The following is a 19,906-nucleotide window of genomic DNA, read 5'->3' on the forward strand; positions in this document are numbered from 1 at the left end:
CCTATTTCTTGTTCAACAAAAACGAAGTCGTGGCGTCAATGCCTGCGAACGAAATGGCTTGTTCCGGAACCGGAATGCCAGGCGAAATTGTCCGATACCAGACCTTCAGGTTGTATTTCCCTGCCGGTAAATTGTCAATGACTGCTTTTCCACTGTTGTCGGTTTTCGCAAAGTAAGGTGTATCGACCACCTGGATATAGGCCGACATCTTGTCATGGATATTGCATCCAATAACGACCGTACCAGGCTTGTCAAACAAGAGTGGCTCACCACCGGCTCCCGAATACAGTTTCAGTTCGAATACTTTGGCCGGCGAGAATGAATAGACTTGATGCCGCACCGTGTCATTGTTCGGAAACGAAATCGAAGCGCCCGATTGGATCACCGTCACCGCCGGAATGAATACCCGACCTTTTTGTTCAATTTGGGCTGGACGTGCCATTTTCGGCAATGCCTGCCCCGATGCGGACTCCAGATAGACCACGGCATCCGTAACAACCACACTATTACCAGCATCTACCTGCACGGTGAGTGAGGCGGCTGTAGTTGTGGTTGATGCAAATACGACGCTGAGTATCACTAGTCGCGTTGCAGCAGAGGAAAGTGGGTTCATTGGGCAAATTAAACGGATGTAATTGTGGGCGAAAAGAGGGGGGGGGGTGTTGATCGAGGGTAAGACACCAATTGGTCGGTCAAACCACAATCAACTCGGCGTAATGATGTCGAGCAACACTACACAAACCATCAGGACTTTAGCATAAGTTTTTTTGAATTCTGCTTCATTGGTTGTTCCTCGACTCAAAAGTTCAGAATTTCTTGTCGGGCTGATTTTGCGCCTGTTTGCCGGTATTTTTGGCTACAAGGGATTGCTCCCTATCAATTGCGTTCGAGTAAAAGCATCGGTGTCTGTTGAAGCTTTCGATCTTACAAGACAATGATCTTTCTGGTGATGCAGGAGCACTGACAAAAAAAAGAGCAAGTTTCCTGCCCCAAGACTTCCAAAAAGAAGTGAGGTCGGCTATAGTTCGGTTCTGCGCGGCTGTAGCTCAGCTGGATAGAGTACTTGGCTACGAACCAAGGGGTCGTGGGTTCGATTCCTGCCAGCCGCACCAGTAAATTCCGAGGGGTTACAAGCTTAGGCTTGTAATCCCTTTCTGGTTTCTGGGTCAGTGGTGACACTAATGGTGACACTTGCGCAGAGGCTAGGCCACAATTCCCCGTCTATCTACAGCTTCCCCGCCAGTCGGAATGCCTTAACAATCGCCTTCGGCTGATACTTCGCAAGCAGCAGCACCCGCGTCGCTCCTTCTGGTTCATTCCGTAACGACTCCCGTCCCTGTAACGTCTGCACTGAGATCCTAGCATTCCGGCAAACGCTGTTTGCATCAGCTTCATGCCTTCACGGATTGCCGCAACTGTAATGATCTAATTTGTGCCGACACCTCGATAGGCGGGAAACTCCACCACCAGACGTCTGGCACCGACGCTGATTTCATGATCGGCAACCCGACCGATCGGCGACTGACCGTCGTGTGATCCGGGACAGAAACCTTCAGAATCATCAATGTCAGTGCCGACGCCATCAAGCCTTCTGTTTGGCACAGCGCTATCTTGAATGCGGCGGTCGGTGTTGTGCTTGTTTGGCATCGGAATGACTCAGCAAATATTGCCTCGCATCGTAACGTCTGTCCCTTTCCGAATTTTGAAGTGCACCGACGCCCATCATCCTGCGATTTTAGAATAGCCTCCTATGCGCTTGACATAGGCCAACAAGTCCACAAAAAACGGATGGCAACAGAGCGTGGAAGAGTCGCCGACCAGCAACAGCTTGCGCCGTGCGCGGGTCATGCCCACGTTCATGCGGCGGATGTCGGAGAGGAAGCCGATCTCGCCCTGAGTGTTGCTGCGCGTCAATGAAATGGCAATGATGTCGCGCTCCTGGCCCTGAAACGAATCGACGGTGCCCACGCTGAGCCTGCGTTGCAGCAGCAAATCATTGAGCGCGGCGCTGTCTTCGATAGCGTCCTTCAAGTAGTTGATTTGGGCGCGGTACGGTGCAATCACGCCGATGGTGAGCGGGGCCTGTTGGGGTTCAGTTGAGTCGTAGGGTTCAAGCAGTTGCGCAAGGCGCTGCAGCAGCAAGTGGGCTTCTTTGGGGTTGGCCGTTGAACGGCTTTCGGGAATAGCCATCTCCAGAAAGCCACAACCGGCCGTGTCGATGAATTCCATAGGCAGGTCGGGTGCAAAACGCGGGTCGTAAGCCGCTAAGCCTGCATGGCGCACGCTAAAGTGCGGCACCAGCTGGCTACCGTAAAACTTCTCTGAGCTGAAGCCCATGATGTGCTCGTGCATGCGGTATTGCACGGTCAGCATGCGGGCCGTCTGCGGCTGTCGCTGGATGCACTTTTCAAACAAAGTTTCGCGCAAGCCTTCGCGGGCGGCTTTTTCGCTTTTCACCGTGGGCGGTAGCTGATGGTGATCGCCTGCCAAAACAATGCGCTGGCCCTTGGCAATGGGAATCCAGCAACCCGGCTCCAAGGCCTGGGCGGCTTCGTCGATGAAGACGGTTTCAAAGATCAGGTGGCGAATGTGGCGGTTGCTGGCACCCACCAGCGTGCAGGTGATAACTTGCACCGACTCGAGCACGTCCTCGATCATGAAGCGCTCCAAATCGTCGGCGGCCTGGCGCAGCGTCCGCGCTTCTTCCCTCAGCCATTGGCGATGCTGACGCTCCTCGAAACCAAAGTGGCGTACGTGTTCGTTGGCAGTGTCGCGGTGCTGCTCAGCGGTTTGGCGCATCGCATGCATCTTGCTGTAGCTGGCGTGGGCCATCACACCGGCATCGAGGGTGTGCTGGAGCAGCAAGTCCGACACGCGGCTGGGGTTGCCTAGGCGGATCACGTTGACACCGCGCTCGGCCAACTTTTCGGTCAGCAGGTCTACGGCAGTGTTGGAGGAGGCGCTTACCAGCACGCGCCGCTCGCGCCGGATGGTTTCCAGAATGGCTTGCACCAGCGTGGTGGTTTTTCCCGTGCCGGGCGGGCCATGGATGATGGCCACGTCCTGGGCGGAAACCACATGGCGCACAGCCGCCAGCTGCGAGTCATTGAGCGCACTGGGGAAAAAAAAGTCGTCGGCTTTGTGCTCGCGAAAGCTGGCCGGCCTGGCACCCAGCAGCACGTCGCGCAGTTCGGCTAAGCGGTTACCGTGTGCAAGCATGACCGCGCTCAGGGCCTGGTTCATCTCGCGGTAGCTCACTTCGTCAAAGGTGAGGTCAATGCCCAGTGTGCTGCCGTCCAGTGCCCAGTCGGGCAGCGCTTCTTTGGTGGTGGCCAGCAGCAGCTTGTTGCGCCGCACGCTCGTCACTACGCCGCTCAGTACTTGTCGGTCAGGCCCTGAGTTGCCTGGTGCGTCACTGAACAACGAAGCATTTTTGCCTACCTGAAACAAGTGCAGGTCTTGCCGATGCGCAGGGCGCTCTAGCTCCAAGACCACTTTGCCGCCAAAACCGATGTCTTCCTGGGTAATGGTGACGGGATACCAGGTCAAGCCACGCCGGCGGCGTTCCTTGATGGTTGCACTGGCATTGTTGAGTTTGAACTGCGCTTGGTCTTCCTTTTGTTCAAGTTGCATGAGTGCACGCACATGGCGTAACTCATGTTGAACAGCGCAGGGGGCGGAGGGGGTGGGGTCTTGGTCAGCCAAAGGAAAGGGGGGAGAGGACAAAGGCAAGGAGCGGGGACTCAACCGCTCACGGTTTTGATAACAGGCGGGAGTTTAACCCAAGCAGCTGATGCTTCATCAGACAGGGAGAGGTCTTGGCTTGCTTTGACGTGGGGTGGCGATCAATGCCGCTTGTTGGCCTTCCATGTGCCGCCATAGCGGTAGCTGGGATGTCGCTCCACTTGGGTCCGGCATGCCTGGCAAATCAGGGTCCACGCAGCGGTGTCGTCTTGCACCACCCGGTAAAGAGTTGAACTGACGGCTTTGCAGGTTTCGCAAGCTTTGATTCGGCATCGAACAGATTTGGGCATGGTGATCAAAAATTAGTCTATCGCGTCACACGAGGGTGCCACCCGTTGGGAATTGGCAAGTCAGTTTTACTCGAAATGTACCGGGCTGATACAGGCCAGCGTCGAATGCAACCGAGTCCGGTTATACCAAAGCAGCCAGGCAATAGTCTCATCCTTGGCAGCACGCCAAGTTTTGAGTCTTAGCCCCTGCAACCGCTCCACTTTTGATAATCCAAAGAGCGTCTCGCTGCAAGCGTTATCTGGTCGGGTCGCAGCATGATGCCGAGCGGGTGGCGCTGATCGTGGCCCCTCTCACGGAGTATCGTCAACGCTCACCGAAAACAGGTACGCTTCAGGCTATGTGCGCTAACTACCAGCCTCCCACCCGTGCCGACCTCGAGGATTATTTCGGCACCACTTTGCCCATCTGCGCCGACCCGGCGGAAGCCTATCCGGGGTCGCTGGCACCGATTATCCGCCGCGGCGGTGACGTAACGAACACAACCGTTCGCCGCCGCACAGTAGACTTGGCAATGTTCGGTCTGGTACCGCACTGGGCTGACAGTACGCTGGCACGCCGGACCTACAATGCGCGCAGCGAGACGGTGGCCAGCAAACCGAGTTTCCGGGATGCTTATCGGCATGGCCGATTTTGCGTCATCCCAGCGCAGGTGATTTATGAACCGAACTATGAGAGCGGCAACGCGGTACGGTTCGCCATTGCGCATACCGATGGGTCACCGTTGGGGATCGCGGGTATATGGGAATCTCGGGCCGGACCGGACGGGGCGCCGTTATTGTCGTTTTCGATGCTGACGATCAATGCCGACGAGCATCCGCTAATGCGACGTTTTCATAAGCTGGGGGACGAAAAGCGCATGGTGGTGGTGCTGCCACCGGACAAGCTCGATGCCTGGCTCGACAGCGGGTGCCAGGACGCGCCAGCGTTCTTCGTACCGTATCCGGCGGAGTCGCTTACCGCGCAGGCGGCACCGAAGGCGGACCGTCAGGGTGGCAAGGTGCAGGTCAACACATACGAGGCCGCGCAACAAGGTTTTCCGGGGATGTGAGTGCCGGCTGTCAATCCGCCGCCGGATCACCGATTCTGCACGATCGGCCATATGGCCGTTTTTCCGATCCCCGCGGGCATGTCACAGACGTAGCACATAGGTGGTGCAATCCTGAATCTCATAACGTATCTCATAGTGCCCGACGAGGATTCGACGCACCTCGCACGGCTCGAATTCGTCAAGGCATTCCCCGATGTGCGGGTTCACTAGAAAATTTGAAGGTGCAGCCGCCCACGAATGGGCGGTACGCGCTGCTGCTCTCTTGTTTACCGGCGCTAAGTCGGCGCTAAGAAGTCGTAAAGTCAGGCCAGATCGGACAAGGCCTTGCTGGTCCACTTTAATTCCATCAGCGCGGTACGGGCAACGGGTTCTCGGTGTCGAAACTATCAGCCCATACCTGCACGGACTGGTGATCAATCACTTGGCCGGTATCCACGTCGGCCAGAGCTTCGCGAGTCAAGCGACTGCGCTCCTCTTCCCGCCCGATCCAGGCTGACAGCGCCTGTTTAATGATCCAGCCTCGCGACTGTTCAAGACGGGCTGCCAACTGATCGACTTTTTCGGCCAGTGGCAGCGGTACGTGTGCAGTAAATACTTTAGTCTCAAGCTGTGCCATCACTGTTTCCTGAGTAATGAAATCCATCTTCAACGATATCGCTTGTTCGTCGCCCTGTGTAGGCAACATATACTTTTTTGATTTTTTCAATGCTGTGACAAATTGAGCTACACCGGGGTTTGATGTGCAATAGAACGTTTATGCCCAGCACAACATAACTGTTCTATTGCACCTCGAACCCCAGGAAACGAAACAGACGAAATCCAAGGTCGCTGTCCCCGCAAAGTATCGTGACGTGGCAACTGGAAAAACGTGGTCAGGTCGCGGAAAAAAACCACTGTGGCTGGTCAACGACCTCGAGTCCTGCCTGATTAAGTAGTATTTTGTCATCAATGAGAGATTCCCCTGAAGCGCAGAGGAAGTGTAATTTTTAGGTAGTACTTTGGTGGCATGATTTGATTACCATGATGATCGACGACGAGACAGCAGTAGCGCGTGCCTGGGCCCTACCAGCGATCAGTGCATTGATGATTCTGCATCATGATTTTTCACCGCCACGTCTGGCGCAGATCCGGCAGCTGGTCTGGTCTGGGTCGTCGCTCGAGGTGCTACTGCAGTATGGTATCTGCAACAGCTCCGGCACCATTATCGATGCGGCTGATTTGCGCATTACGCTTAATCGGGAGGGGACTGTCGGTGTGTATACCCGAGAGGATCATACTTCAGAAAAAAAACGGAACCTGGTCAGGTTCCTGGCGGGTGAAATTTCGCGCGAGACGGTCCGATGGCGCGAAGACCTCGCTGCCTGGTCACAGGATAATCCCACGCTGCCACCTGCTCGCGCAGCCATCCTCAACATCGTGAGCACACTGTTAGCCTGTCAGAATACGTCACTGGACATCCACGTCGAAAAGGCATTGGACAATCGTGGTGACGTTGTCAAGATCAGAATTCGTAGCGGCACCGACATGATCGACATCCGTTCTGCCGGCACGCGCTGCGCCAACCTATGTACTCATTCCATCAATACGCAGAAACGTACAGTGCTGACTTACAACAAATACGACACGCCGATCGCTGCGCGCGTGCTGCAAATGACTTACCTGCGTCTGTTGAACAAGGCGCTGTTTACCGCGGTGCAATTGGCCTTGCTACCGATCGAATTCTTCCTGTTCCTTTGCGAGCAGATAAACAGGCGCGACGCCAGCGTGACGCTGTGCGTCGATACCAGTGCGCCAGCGGTGGTCGATGCTAGCGCGGGTGACAGCTTGTCCGCTCTGTTCAGTTAAATTGCGACTACTTGGGGTGGTGCGCACGTAATACGGACATGGCCGCTCGCAGAAGCGCGTCGCTCAAGCTCTCCGCTTGAAAGCGATGCTTGCCAAGTCGCTACCAAATCACTGCCAAAGCCGGAGGCAACCAATAAACAAAAATTATTTGGCGCATTTCTCTTCGGCAAACCACTCATGGCCATTACGAGTGAATTTCATCTCGCAAACTTTCGCCAGCCCGAAAGCGCGTCTTGACTCCTTCTCTGAGTGCGTACCGCCGGCATCTCCTGATGCCGCTAGCCTTATGCCTGTCACTCCTGATCGCCTGCGATACCGCGCTGGCGCAACGCGTCCTGCCGGCTACGGCGACCCAGGAAGGCTTGCGTCGCCAGGAAGAACGCAGCCGCGAGCAGCAATCGCGGCTGGAGCCGTCGGCCGACGTGCTGCAGCCGTCCCGCGACATGTCCTTCGACACCGTCCTGCCCGTCGAAGCACCGTGCTTCGTGATACACGAGATCAAACTGACCGGCGAGAGCTATTGCCAGTTCGGCTGGTTGCTCGACAGCGCGCAGGCGTATATAAACCGCTGCGTTGGCGTTGCCGGCTTGAGCCGGATTGCGTCGGTGCTCGATGCAAAGTTGATCGAACTGGGTTATGCGACCACGAAGGTGACGCTGCCGGCACAGAACCTGGCCGATGGCACGCTGCAGTTTCAGTTGCACGTTGGGCGCATCGCGCAGATCCGCATGGTCCAGGCGGCCGGGGCAACCGAGCCGGTAACGGTACCAGACACCGCCTGGGGCACCTGGCGCAACGCCTTCCCGGCCAGTCCAGGCGACTTGGTCAACGTGCGCGACCTGGAGCAGGGCGTCGAGCAGATGCAGCGGCTGGCTAGCCAGCATGTCACGACCGAACTGGTGCCCGGCCAGCAACCCGACACCAGCGTGCTGCTGATTCGGCACCAGGAATCAGCGTTACGCGAGCGCCTGCATGGCGGCGCCACGCTCGACAATTCCGGCACAGGGGCGCTGGGCAAGCCGCAGTTCTCGGGCAATCTTGGCCTCGACAATCCGCTGGGACTCAATGACCTGCTGTCGCTATCAGTGAACAGCAATATCGATGCGCTCGGCGAGCGTCATCGCAGCCAGAACGTCGCGTTCGATTACAGCATCCCGTGGGGCTACGACACCTTCAGCATCAGTAACGCCAACAGCCAGTTCGCCCAGGTCGTGCAGGGCACCACCGTGCAGTTCCTCTCCAGCGGCAGCAGCCGCACCACCGAAGCGAAGTGGCAGCGCACGCTGCTGCGCACTAGCTCGGCCAAGGCAGGCGCGTACGCGAGCCTGCAGTTGCGCCGGGCCACCAGCTATCTCGATGATGTCGAGCTGGTGGTGCAGCGCCGGCGCACCACCAATCTGGAAACCGGCGTGACCTTCCGGCGCTTGCTGACCGACGCCAGTGTCGACCTGCAGATCGGCTACCGGCGCGGCGTACCGTGGCAATCGGCGCAGGACGACCTGGCCGGCGTACCGGAGGGCGGGCCCACCCTGCGGCCGTCGATCTGGCTGGTGTCGGGGCGCTATCAGCAGTCCTTCCGGCTGGGGCAATTACCGTTCCAGTACACCGGCGTACTGCGAGCGCAGCAGACTGCTGATGCCACGTTGTCGACCGACCAGATGGCGATCGGCAACCGCAGCACGGTGCGCGGCTTCGATGGCGACAGCGTGTTGCTGGCCGAGAGCGGCACCATGCTGCGCAATGAACTGGCACTGCCAGTGCAGTGGTTCGATGGTGTCGAAGGTCTCGATATGCAGATCTATACCGGCATCGACGCGGGCCGCGTGTGGGGGGCCAGCGCTGCCACGCTGATTGGCGACCGGCTCGCGGGTGCTGCGCTGGGCCTGCGCGGCAAGTGGCAAGCCATGCAATGCGACCTGAGCTACGGCACGCCGCTGTACAAGCCGGCGGGCTTTCGTACCGCGAACCACAACCTGTTCCTGTCGCTGACCGCCGCTTTTTAAACAAAGAATCCCATGCCACCTTCCCCTTTCCGTCCCCTGTCACCAGCCCGTTCCTCCTCGCTTGCCAGCGCGTTCACGCCCCCGCCGGTGCGCACCTGGAAGTGCGTGGTCACCCACGCTGTGTTGATGATCCACGTCGCGCAGGCAGTACTTTGGACCCTGCCGGCGCAAGCCCAAACGGTGGCTGCATCAGCAGCACCTTCGGGACAGAAAGCACTCATGGATGCCGCCGCCAACGGCACACCGATCGCGCATATCGCCCCGCCCGGTGCGTCCGGTGTCTCACGCAACCAGTACGACCAGTTCAACGTCACCGGCAAGGGCCTGATCCTCAACAATAGCTCGACGAACGTACAGACAGTGCAGGGCGGCTGGATCACCGGCAACCTGCAGCTCGGGCCGACGCCGGCACGCATCATCCTCAATGAAGTGGTGTCGACCAATCCGTCGACCCTGCGCGGCACCATCGAAGTGGCCGGCCAGCGGGCCGATATCGTGGTCGCCAATCCGAATGGCATCGCCTGCGACGGCTGCGGTTTCCTCAATGCCAACCGGGCCACGCTGACGACCGGCCAAGTGCAGTTTGGTAGCGGCGGTGCGATCAACGGCCTCGACGTGCGTCAGGGAGCGCTCGGCATCGGCGCGGCGGGTCTGAACGCGAGCAACCTCGAACAGCTCGACCTGATCGCACGCGGGCTGGTGATCGACGGCGAGGTCTGGGCCAAGAATCTCAACGTGATCGCCGGTGCGAACCAGGTGCTGTACGGGACGCTGAGCGCGGCGGCGCAATCGGGCACGGGTGCGACGCCGCGCTTTGCGATCGACATCAAGGACCTCGGCGGCATGTACGCGAACCAGATCGTGCTGGTGGCTAGCGACAAGGGCCTGGGCGTCAACAGCACCGGCCGACTCGCTGCCTTGCAAGGCAATCTGGCGCTGTCGGCCAATGGCGACTTGACGCTCAGGGACAGCTACGCCGCGCAGGCGATCCGCATCGATGGCCAGGCGAATACAACACTGACAGGTACGACACAAAGCGGCGCGGCCACCACCATCAGCAGTGCCGGCGCGATCACGCAGCAAGGTACGCTGGATGCGCAAGGGGCATTGGTTCTCAGTGCCACCGACATCCGCAACCAGGGTGCCATCATCCAGCGCGGTGCTGCTGGCGCTGCTGGCACCGGCACCACGCTGACAGCATCGGGCACGCTGGACAACAGCGGCACGGTCTACTCCGGCGCGGGTCTGGTACTGCAATCCACCACCCTGACCGACACCAATGGCACGCTGCAGGCGCTCGGCGACATCACGGTGACGGCGCGTAGTGCGACGCTGTCGGGCACGCAGCTCAGCGGGCAGGGCGCAATCAACCTTGCGGCCGGTGCGTTGAACGCCTCGGCAACCCGGATCCAGACCCCGTCATCGTTGCGCATCACTGGCAACACTGTCGCCAATAACGGCGGCGTCTGGCAGGCCGGACAGGATTTGTCAGTGCAGGCCGGTACGTTCGGCAACACGGGTGGCACGCTGGCGTCCGGCGGTCGCGTCGGCGTCAATGTCGCTGGTGCGCTCGACAATACTAACGGCATCCTCAGCGGCAACGGTGGCGTGCAGATCGTCGCGGGCAGCGTCGGCAACAATGGCGGACTGGTCCAGGCCAATGGCCGCGACGCCGCCATTGCCATCCAGACCGGTGCAATGAGCAACCGCAGCGGCGTCATCGCCACTGCAGGCAACCTCGCGATCACCGCCAGTGCACTCGACAACCGCGACGGCCTCCTGCGCGCAGAGCAAACCGCCCGCATCGCGCTCGGCACCGGCCAGCTCGACAACAGCGCCGGCCAGCTGATCGGCGCGGGCGCGCTGACGCTGGAGTCCGGTGCTATCCGCAATGCCGGCGGCGTGCTCGCCAGCGGGTCGGTTCTCGCGCTCGATACGCAAGGTCAGCAACTCGACAACACCAGCGGCGCGATCATCGCGACTGGTCCGTTGCGCATCGTGGCTAGCGCACTGACCAGCAATGGCGGACAGCTGGTCGCGCAAGGTCGCGATAGCACCGTCACGCTGCAGGCAGACAGCCTGGCCAATCGCAGCGGTGTCATTGATGCGGCAGGCAGCGCGACGATCACGGCCAACGCAGCGATCGACAACGTGCTTGGCACGATTCGCAGCGGCACCAATGCCGCGAGTACCGCTGGCATGTTGTCCCTCACCGCCGGCAGCCTCGCTAACGCCGGTGGCCAGACCATCGCCCGCGACGCACTGCAGATCACCACGGGCGCGCTCGGTAACGCCAACGGCGTGATCGCTTCACGCGACGCGGGGGTTGGCATTGCTGCCGCCGCGCTCGTGAATACCGCTGGTCTGATCACCGGTAATACGACGACGCTCTCCACTCAGGCCATCGATAATGCCGCCGGAGAAATCTCCGGCACTGGCGCGTTGTCGATCAACGCCAACGGGCAAACCATCGACAACGGCAATGGTCAGCTGCTGGGCGGCAGCGACCTGCGCTTGCAGGCGGGCAGGCTCAGCAACACCGGCAGCAGCGGCACCATCGCCGCAGGTCGCGACATCGCCATCTCCGCAACCACGCTCAACAATGATGGTGCACGCCTCAGCGCTGGCCGCGATCTCGTGCTCACCACCAGCGGCAACCTGACCAATCGCACCGGCAGCATCGAAGCCGTCAACGCGCTCACCCTGGCAGCCGGCGCGCTCGACACAAGCGCCGGCAAGTTGCTGGCCGGTCGCACCGTCAATATCACCGCAGGCAGCATCAATGCGACCGATGGGACGATCTCTGCCGCCGACACCGTCACATTAGAAACCACAGGCGCCCTGACCAACCGGCGCGGCAAGATCAGCGCCGACGGCAACCTCGCCATCGCCGCAGCCACACTCGATAACCGCGACGGTGCCGTCAGCGCGAAGCAAAGCACCGACATCAACCTCGGCACCGGCGTGCTCGACAACGCTGCCGGCCAGCTGATCGGCAGCGGCGCGCTGACACTACGTTCCGGTGAAATCCGCAACGCCGGCGGCACGATCGCCAGCGGTTCCACCCTGGCCTTGAATACCCAAGGCCACCAGCTCGACAACAGCGCCAACGGACAACTCGTCGCCCAGCGCGACGTCACCATCACCAGCGCCGCGCTGGGCAATGCCGGCGGCACGATCGCCGCCTTGCAGGGCGCATTGGTCGTCAATACCGGCACGTCGGCGCTCGACAATACCGGCGGCATGCTGCAAGCCAGCGGCAATGCCGACCTCACCGGCGGCACACTCGGCAACCGCGCCGGCCGCATTGTCGGCCGCGACATCACGCTCACCGGTACTGCGCTGGACAACCACGACGACGGCCGCATCGTTGCCGCCAGCCGGCTCACTGCCACCACGCAGGGAATCCGCAACGACACTGGCCTGCTCCAGGCAGTCGGTGCCGTGACGCTCGACACCGGGGATGGCGTGCTGACCAATACGTCCAGCGGTAGCAGCGGCGGCATCATCGCCGGCACCACGCTCGCGATCACCGGCGGCGACCTCGCCAACCAGGGCGGCTTCATCGCCAGCAACGGCGCGCAAACCATCCGCGTGGTGCGCGACATCGATAACCGCAGCGGGCAACTGGTGTCGGGTGCAGACAGTACGATCACGGTACGCAACCTCGACAACGGCAGCGGCCGCATCACTGCAGCCGGCAATGTCACGTTGGCCGGTACCGGCCTGATCGACAATCGCGCCGGCCAGATCGCCGCCAACGGATCGGCGAGCATCACGGCGGCGACCCTGCGCAATGCCGCATCGGGCACCATCGAAGCCAACGACATCAACCTCAATGCCACCACGGTCGACAACGCCGGCGGTGCGATCCGCGCCCAACGCAACCTGTCGCTGGTGACCACTGCGCTCGACAACACCAACGCAACCCTCAGCGCCCGCAACGACCTGTCAGTCAGCGCCGGCAGCCTGGCCAACAGCGGCGGCAATATCACCAGCAATGGCAATGCCGCACTGACCACCGGCAGTCCACGCATCGACGGCACCGTCTCTGCGCAGAACTTGACGCTGACGCTGCAGAATGGCAGCGGCCTCACCGACCTGACCAACAGCGGTCTGCTGTCAGCGCAAAACAACCTGACCATCAACGCGGCCAACCTCACCAACAGCGGCACGCTGGCCGCCGGCGCGGTGCTGACCGCAAACACCAGCGGCAACCTGCGCAACAGCGGCGAGATCAGCGCCAGCACGACGCGCCTGAACGTCGCCGGCACGCTGACCAACACCGTCAGTGGCCTGATCGATGGCGTCACCACCACGATCAACGCCGGCGCGACCGACAACACCGGGCGCATTTACGGCGACCAGCTCGCCATCAACGGCAGCGCCGTCAACAACAGAGATACTGGCACGGTCGCAGCCCGGCAGACGCTGCTGCTGGGTGCGCAGGCCGTCAGCAATACGGGCGGTGCGCTGCTCTACAGCCTTGGGGACATCGCCATCGGCGCACGCATCGACGGCGCGGGCCAGTTGCAGGGTGCCGCGTCGACGCTGGTCAATGCCTCAAGCCGCATCGAAGCCGCAGGCACGCTGTCGGTCGACGCCGCCAGCATCGTCAACCGCAATGATCAGCTGACCACCCGTACCGTCACTTCGGCACCAGTGCTGGAGGAATATGTGATACCCAGAGACAGCACGACGCAGTATCCGTTGTCGCAGTGCACCGATATCGGCGGCAGTCAGGACAGCAACGCCTGCATCGTCCATCCAGACCTATTCGGCTTGCGCAGCACCGTCACCACTGCGCGCACGATCACGCCGGCAGTCACCGGCGGGGACTCGCCAACGCCGGCAACGACGCAAATCAATTACAGCTGGGATGCGCCAGTGTTTGCGCGCTTCGCGGTCACGCCGGTGGGGCCACCGCCGGCGGAACCGTCGGGCGGTTGCACCACCACCAACTTCGACGGCGCACCGGTGCCACTTTATACGTCGGGCTGTAACACCTGGCGCACGCAATACGCGAGCTGGGACAGCAGCTTCCAGGCCACGCTCGATCAACTCGAGACCAAAATCGCCACCTACAACGCCGGTGTCAACGAAGACAATCGCGTGGAAACGTTCGAGGATTACACCCGCATCCGGGTCAGCGGCATCACCAGCACCACCGAAGTAGCCACCAGCGCACCGGCGCAACTGCTCTCCGGCGGAGCGATGCGCCTGACCGGCGACACCAGCAACCGCGACAGCCAGATCGTCGCCGGTGGTGCACTCGCCATCACCAGTTCGTCACTGCCGAACGACACGACCAAGGGCGAAAAGCGCACCACCTTTAGCGGCACGTCCCAATTTAGTGAGGTGGTGTACTGCAGTCCTTTTAACACCTGCCGCGAGACGCAGGCACAAATACCCTACGACAAAGCGCCGAACGTCAAGTCCTTCAATCTGCCCACCACGCAAAGGGTGCAATTCGCCGCCAACCCAACCGCCGTACGCGACCTGACGAGGAACACCACCGCGCCGATCAGCGCCAGTGCCGGCAGCATCGGCAGCGTCGCCACTACGCCGGCCAGCCTGAACCCCAATGGCGCCATCAGCGCACAACTACGTCCCGCACTCGCCGTGGTCAACGCCAGCGGCAGCACACAGCCGATCAGCGCACCGCCGGCCCAAAGCACGCTGGTCCTCAAGCCGGTCGCCCCCGGCGGCGCAGTCGTGCCGGTGTCGCCCCAACAGGTCAGCACCAGCCAGGGCAATGCCTTCATCGTCACGGCCCAACCCTCGCAGCGCCCCCCGGCTACCAGCCTCTTCACGATCCATCCAGCCCCGGACAGCCGCACCCTGGTTGAAACCGATCCGCGCTTCACGAACCAGCGCGCCTTCCTCGGCTCTGACTACTTCCTGCAAGCGCTGCAGCGCAACCCCGAGCGCCAGCTCAAGCGCTACGGCGACGGTTTCGCCGAACAGCAACTGGTCAACGACCAGATCCTGACGCTGACCGAACGCCGGTTCCTGAGTGGCTACAGCAGCACCGAAACCGAATACCAGGCGCTGATGGACAGCGGGGTTGCCTTCGCCCGGAAGTACCAGCTCACCCCGGGTGTGGCACTTTCTGCCGAACAGATGGCCCTGCTCACCACCGACATCGTCTGGCTCTCCACGCAGAATGTGACCCTGGCCGACGGCACGGTGCAGCAGGTGCTGGCACCGCAGGTCTTCCTGCGTCGCTTGAAAGACGGCGATCTGACACCGACCGGCGCACTGATCGCCGGGTCCGACGTCACGATTCGCACCGACCGTGACCTGGTCAACAGCGGCACCATCGCCGCCAGCGGCAAGCTCACGCTCGTGGCCGGGCGCGATCTGGTCAATGATGGCGGACGCCTCAGCGGGCAAGACATCGTTGCACGCGCCAGCAATGATCTAAAGAACCTGTCCGGCGTGATCCAGGGCAGCGGGACTGACAGCCGCGTGACCCTGCTGGCCGGACGCGACGTGGTGATCCAGACCCGCACCATCGACACCGCCAACACCAGCGGCAACAGCACCCGCAGTGCGATTGATCGCGTCGCCACGGTGCAGGGCGGCACGGTACGCATTGATGCCGCCCGCGACTTGCTGGTCGCCGGTGCCAGCGTGGGTGCCAGCAGTGATCTGATCGCTACTGCCGGGGGTGACCTGCGCATCAGCAGCGTCGACCAGCACTACCAGATCGCCGTGGGCGACAGCAGCGGGCGCACGGTGCAGGGTCGCAGCGGTCACATCGTCGAGGACAACGTCACGCAAGCCGCTGCGACCTTGGTAGCGGGCGGCAACCTGGCGCTGGTCGCCGGAGGAAATCTTGGCGTGCGCGGTGCGACCGTCTCGGCCGGTGACAGCGCCCTGCTGAAGGGCGCGAACGTCACCATCGACGCCGCCAAAGAGCGCACGACAACCGATATCCAGACCATCGGCAAGAACGCCTATAACCATGTTGCCCGCAGTGACGAAACGCTGGTTGGCGGCAGCATCAGCGCAACGAACGACCTCAGCGTGATCGCCAACGGACGTGACGGTGCCGGCAATATCGCCGTCAACGCGGGCTACCTGTCGAGCAAGGCCGGGCTGGTCGGAGTGGTCGCCGGCAATGACATCGCGATCGGTGCCATCACCACTGCGCGCAGCGCGATCAACGACAGCTACAACAAGAGCGGCAACCTGGTGTCATCGACCACGACCACGAGCAGCCAGCGCAGCAGCAGCGACCAGGTGCAGGGTAGCGTCCTGTCGGGCAACACCATCCTGGCGCAAGCGGGTAATCCGACCAACCGAACCGGTGACATCAGCATCGCTGGCTCCTCGCTGGTCGCCGATCGTGACCTGCGACTGGACGCAGGCCGCGATCTGACGATCACGACGGCACAAAGCACGCAGCAAGACAGCAGCGCGTTCCAGCAAACCACCTCCGGCCTGTTCACCAGCGGCGCTGCGCTCACGCTCGGCCAACGCCAGCAACAGCAGGACGCCACCGGCACCGCGACCACCAGCGCAGCCAGCACCGTCGCCAGCCTGAGCGGCAATGCGCGCCTGATTGCCGGCCAGCGCTACACGCAAACCGGCAGCGACCTGCTGACCCCGAACGGCAACATCGACGTCACCGCCCGCAAGATCGACATCACCGCCGCGACCGACACCGCAGAACAACGCCAGCAGCAGCAATTCAAGCAGAGCGGCCTGACGGTGGCAGTATCGAACCCGGTCATTTCGGCGGCGCAGACCGCCCAGCAAATGACAGCGGCAGCCGGCCAAACCAAGGATGTGCGGATGCAGGCTCTGGCGGCAGCGACCACGGTGCTGGCCGCCTCCAAAGCGGTGGATGCGGTAACCGATCCGGACAAGGCCACCAGTATCGGCGTCAGTATTTCGCTGGGCGGTAGCAAGAGCCAGAGCGACAGCACGCAGCGCAGCAGCACCGTTCGCGGCAGCACGATTGCCGCCGGCGGGGATGTGACGCTGCGTTCCCTTGGCGACAAAGGTGGCAACAACACCGACAGCACCGACGGCAACATCCTCCTCAGCGGCAGCCAGATCAGTGCAGGCAGGGATGCACGCCTGCTCGCCGACGGCAAGATCGACTTGGGCGCAGCCAGCAACACCGCCGCGCAAACCAGCACTAACAACTCAAGCAGCGCATCCGTCGGCATTGGCTTCTCGGTTGGCGCCAACACAGGTTTTTACATCAGCGCGAATGCTGCCGCCGCACGCGGCAAGGCCGACGGCAGCGACGTCACGCAGGTCAACAGCCAAGTCGAAGCCGGCAACCGGGTCACACTGAAGTCGGGCGGCGACACTACCCTCGACGGCGCGGTCGTCCGTGGCCGGCAAGTTACGGGTGACATCGGCGGCAACCTGGTCATTGCCAGCCGGCAGGACACCAGTGTGTTCGCTGGTAAGCAGCAGAGTGCAAGTGCCGGGATCACGGTCCCGATCGGTCCTGGTACGGGTGGTGGCAACCTGAGCGCAAGCAAAAGCAAGGTCGACAGCACGTTCGCCAGCGTGGCCGAGCAGTCCGGTATCCAGGCGGGCGATGGCGGATTTAACGTCAACGTTGCAGGCAACACGACGCTCACGGGTGGTGCCATCACCAGCACGCAAAAGGCGATGGACGATGACGTTAATCGCTTCACGACGGGCGGCACGCTTACCACGAGCGACATTCAGAACCGGGCCAGTTACAACGCCACAAGTGTGGGCGTCACTCTGGGTGCTGGTGCTGATTCCAGCGGCAAATCAACCCTCGGCGGCTCCAGCGCCGGTATTGGCCGCGACAGCGGCAATGCCAGCAGCGTAACTGCGGCAGCCATCAGCGGCATTGCAGGCAATAAGGCAGCGCGCACGGGTGATGCCGGCACCGGTATGCAGAAAATCTTCGATGCCGACAAGTTGCAAAAGGACGTTAACGCGCAGGTGCAGATCACGCAGGCCTTTGGCAGGGAGGCACCTAAAGCGATTGCCGATTTTGCTGCGGCCCAGGCCCTGGACTTTAGAGGACAACGCAACGAAGAAGAAGCCAAAAAATGGGATGAAGGCGGTATCTATCGCGTAGCGCTGCATACGGCAACGGGTGCGCTCACAGGCGGAACCAGCGGTGCGCTGGGCGCAGCCGCTGTCGCCGGTGCAGCGCCACTGCTTAATGACTTGCAAGACAACATCGCAGTCAATCTAAAAAACGCGGGTGCCAGTGACACAGTGGCCAAACTCGCGGGGCAGTTGATTGCCCAGAGCACGGCGGTTGGTCTTGGTGCGGTGGCAAGTGGAGGCGCTACCGCAGGTACGGCCATGGGCTTGAATGTGGATGCCAATAATCGGCAGTTGCATCCGACCGAGAGAATACTCGCCCAGCAGTTGGCAAAACAAAGTGGCGGCAAATACACCGCCGCGCAGATCGAAGCACAGATGCGCGGCATGACGATGACTACCGACGGGGTGATCGAAGTCGGAGTACCGGATACGGTCGTGAGTGGCTTGCCGAAACGCGATCAGGGTGGCACGTGGATTTACGCCGGCAGCACGGCAGATGGCAAGCCGATTGTCGTTCAGCAACTCGACCCGGCCGATGCAGCGCTACGGGCCTACATCGTCAGCAACACGACCGGTGCGTCGGTACCAAGCCTGGTGACCTATGGCGGATCGTACGTCGCCCCCCCGCTGCCAACCTTGTCGAACGGTTTGCCCGCTGCACCGGACGGTACAACCCGGATTAGCATCGTGGTTGATGGTACGTCCTATTTCCCGCTGGTAGCGCGATGCCCGGCTGCAAGTTGTACGAATGGCGACTCGATTGCCAGTGCGATACCGGATCCGGGTACGAAAGCCTTTGTCGATGCCGTCGCCAGGAAGGTTGATAAGACGGTTAACATCGTTACGGCTGTAACAGGCGTGGCCGGTGAAGTTGCGGCGGCTGTGAAGGCGGTGACTGCGATTGCTGGTGCTGGTGCGAAGACTGTACAGGTTGTTGAGGGGGAGGTGGTTGGGGCGGTTCAGGTAGCAAAGGGGGCCGGAAGCGGGATGGCTCCGGTAAAATCTGTTGGGGCAAATAGTGATTCTTTGGCAGATGCTGCGAGTTCTATGCAGGCTGCTCGACTGACTATGCAACTTTCAGCAGAACAAGCTGCAGGTGTTCGAGCGCCGACGTCAATTGCTAGCTACTCAGACCATGCACTTAAACAAATCGCTGTTAGAGATGCTGGGATTGGCGTCAATCAAACAGCAGTTATCGACGCGTTTGCTAATCCTGTGACGATTCAATACGTTCCGAGTAAGTACGGTCCCACCTTTAAATATACTGGCCAAAATGCGACAGTAGTGGTTAGTCCCCAAGGTAATGTGGTTACCACATGGGGAACGAGCGCAGCGGGGGTCGCCAAATGAATATTTTATTAACTAAGCGACAGAAGGAAATTATAAGTAAGCTGCGCGTTAGTGATGCAGGAGCAAATGCTATCGCATTTGATAATCTAGAAAGCCGACAAATAAGTATGGAAAATATTGAGATTCTTTGCAGTCTAATAAATGCGGAGTTAATGATGGAAGGAATATTTCCAAATTTTGAGCCTAATAAATACGGGATTGAGTTAGAGAATTTACTTGACGTGATTAACAGACCGAGAATTGGTTCGTAAGCGCTGCAGGGGCAAGTAGCGCAGTTGTAGGTAACCGTTTAGACCAACTCCTTGAGAATCCAGATATGCAGGTCGCAAGTCGTTGATTTCTAGAGATTCTGGTGATAACAGTGGCTATACGAAAGTAGTTTCGATGAGGAAGCCGAGCGGTTACTTTGTTAAGTCGTACAAGTGGTTGCGATTCGTGACCCTTGGGGGCAGCAATACTTTGAAACAGTCGAAGCCTTTAGGGAAACGCTGATTTAATCGCCCGGTTTTTAACGTTAAAATCTTGATGTCGTTCAATTTCAAAGAGACCGTGATGGCCCTGAAGC

At 60.5% G+C, this 19,906-nt stretch carries 10 protein-coding genes, 1 tRNA gene and 1 pseudogene; 7 read left to right on the top strand and 5 right to left on the bottom strand.

What is annotated here, in order from left to right:
• Window position 1: 1 nt before the first annotated feature.
• The gene (locus QN370_RS11240; RefSeq protein WP_322127868.1) at window positions 2-613 is read right to left on the bottom strand and encodes a methylamine utilization protein; all 612 of its coding nucleotides are present in this window, start codon (window positions 611-613) and stop codon (window positions 2-4) included.
• Between the two features lie 422 nt (window positions 614-1,035).
• On the opposite strand from QN370_RS11240, the gene QN370_RS11245 reads away from it, so the two are divergent.
• Window positions 1,036-1,112, top strand: a tRNA-Arg gene (locus tag QN370_RS11245).
• A 279-nt stretch (window positions 1,113-1,391) separates the two neighbouring features.
• Here QN370_RS11245 and QN370_RS11250 read toward each other — a convergent pair.
• The 3 genes and pseudogenes from QN370_RS11250 to QN370_RS11260 form a co-directional block, all read right to left on the bottom strand.
• Window positions 1,392-1,586, bottom strand: a complete 195-nt coding sequence (locus QN370_RS11250; protein ID WP_416172146.1) for a hypothetical protein — start codon at window positions 1,584-1,586, stop codon at window positions 1,392-1,394.
• 136 nt (window positions 1,587-1,722) lie between these two features.
• Window positions 1,723-3,732: an AAA domain-containing protein gene (locus QN370_RS11255; RefSeq protein ID WP_323581723.1), complete on the bottom strand. Its 2,010-nt coding sequence runs from the start codon at window positions 3,730-3,732 to the stop codon at window positions 1,723-1,725.
• Window positions 3,733-4,100: 368 nt separating this feature from the next.
• Window positions 4,101-4,274: pseudogene (locus tag QN370_RS11260) on the bottom strand (IS3 family transposase); the annotation flags it as partial.
• Window positions 4,275-4,372: 98 nt separating this feature from the next.
• On the opposite strand from QN370_RS11260, the gene QN370_RS11265 reads away from it, so the two are divergent.
• The gene (locus tag QN370_RS11265; RefSeq protein ID WP_322127865.1) at window positions 4,373-5,083 is read left to right on the top strand and encodes an SOS response-associated peptidase; all 711 of its coding nucleotides are present in this window, start codon (window positions 4,373-4,375) and stop codon (window positions 5,081-5,083) included.
• 346 nt (window positions 5,084-5,429) lie between these two features.
• On the opposite strand, the gene QN370_RS11270 is transcribed toward QN370_RS11265, so the two are convergent.
• Entirely contained in the window at window positions 5,430-5,768 is a 339-nt protein-coding gene (locus tag QN370_RS11270) for a ribbon-helix-helix domain-containing protein (RefSeq protein WP_322127864.1), read from the bottom strand.
• Between the two features lie 97 nt (window positions 5,769-5,865).
• Here QN370_RS11270 and QN370_RS20700 point away from each other — a divergent pair, with 97 nt between their 5' ends.
• The 5 genes from QN370_RS20700 (at window position 5,866) to QN370_RS11290 (ending at window position 19,592) form a co-directional block, all read left to right on the top strand.
• Entirely contained in the window at window positions 5,866-6,018 is a 153-nt protein-coding gene (locus QN370_RS20700) for an H-NS histone family protein (protein WP_416172145.1), read from the top strand.
• 85 nt (window positions 6,019-6,103) lie between these two features.
• A complete protein-coding gene (locus QN370_RS11275; protein WP_322127863.1) occupies window positions 6,104-6,928 on the top strand; it encodes a hypothetical protein in 825 nt (274 codons plus the stop codon).
• Window positions 6,929-7,200: 272 nt separating this feature from the next.
• Window positions 7,201-8,931 (top strand): ShlB/FhaC/HecB family hemolysin secretion/activation protein, encoded by a 1,731-nt coding sequence (locus QN370_RS11280; protein ID WP_322127862.1) that lies wholly within the window; start codon window positions 7,201-7,203, stop codon window positions 8,929-8,931.
• A gap of 12 nt (window positions 8,932-8,943) precedes the next feature.
• Window positions 8,944-19,341 (top strand): hemagglutinin repeat-containing protein, encoded by a 10,398-nt coding sequence (locus QN370_RS11285; RefSeq protein WP_322127861.1) that lies wholly within the window; start codon window positions 8,944-8,946, stop codon window positions 19,339-19,341.
• Window positions 19,338-19,592, top strand: coding sequence for a hypothetical protein (locus tag QN370_RS11290; protein ID WP_322127860.1), 255 nt, complete (start codon window positions 19,338-19,340; stop codon window positions 19,590-19,592). Before QN370_RS11285 ends, QN370_RS11290 begins: the two co-directional genes overlap by 4 nt.
• The last annotated feature ends 314 nt before the right edge of the window (window positions 19,593-19,906 follow it).

This window comes from Actimicrobium sp. CCI2.3 (genome assembly GCF_035019065.1).
Lineage (GTDB): Bacteria > Pseudomonadota > Gammaproteobacteria > Burkholderiales > Burkholderiaceae_D > Actimicrobium.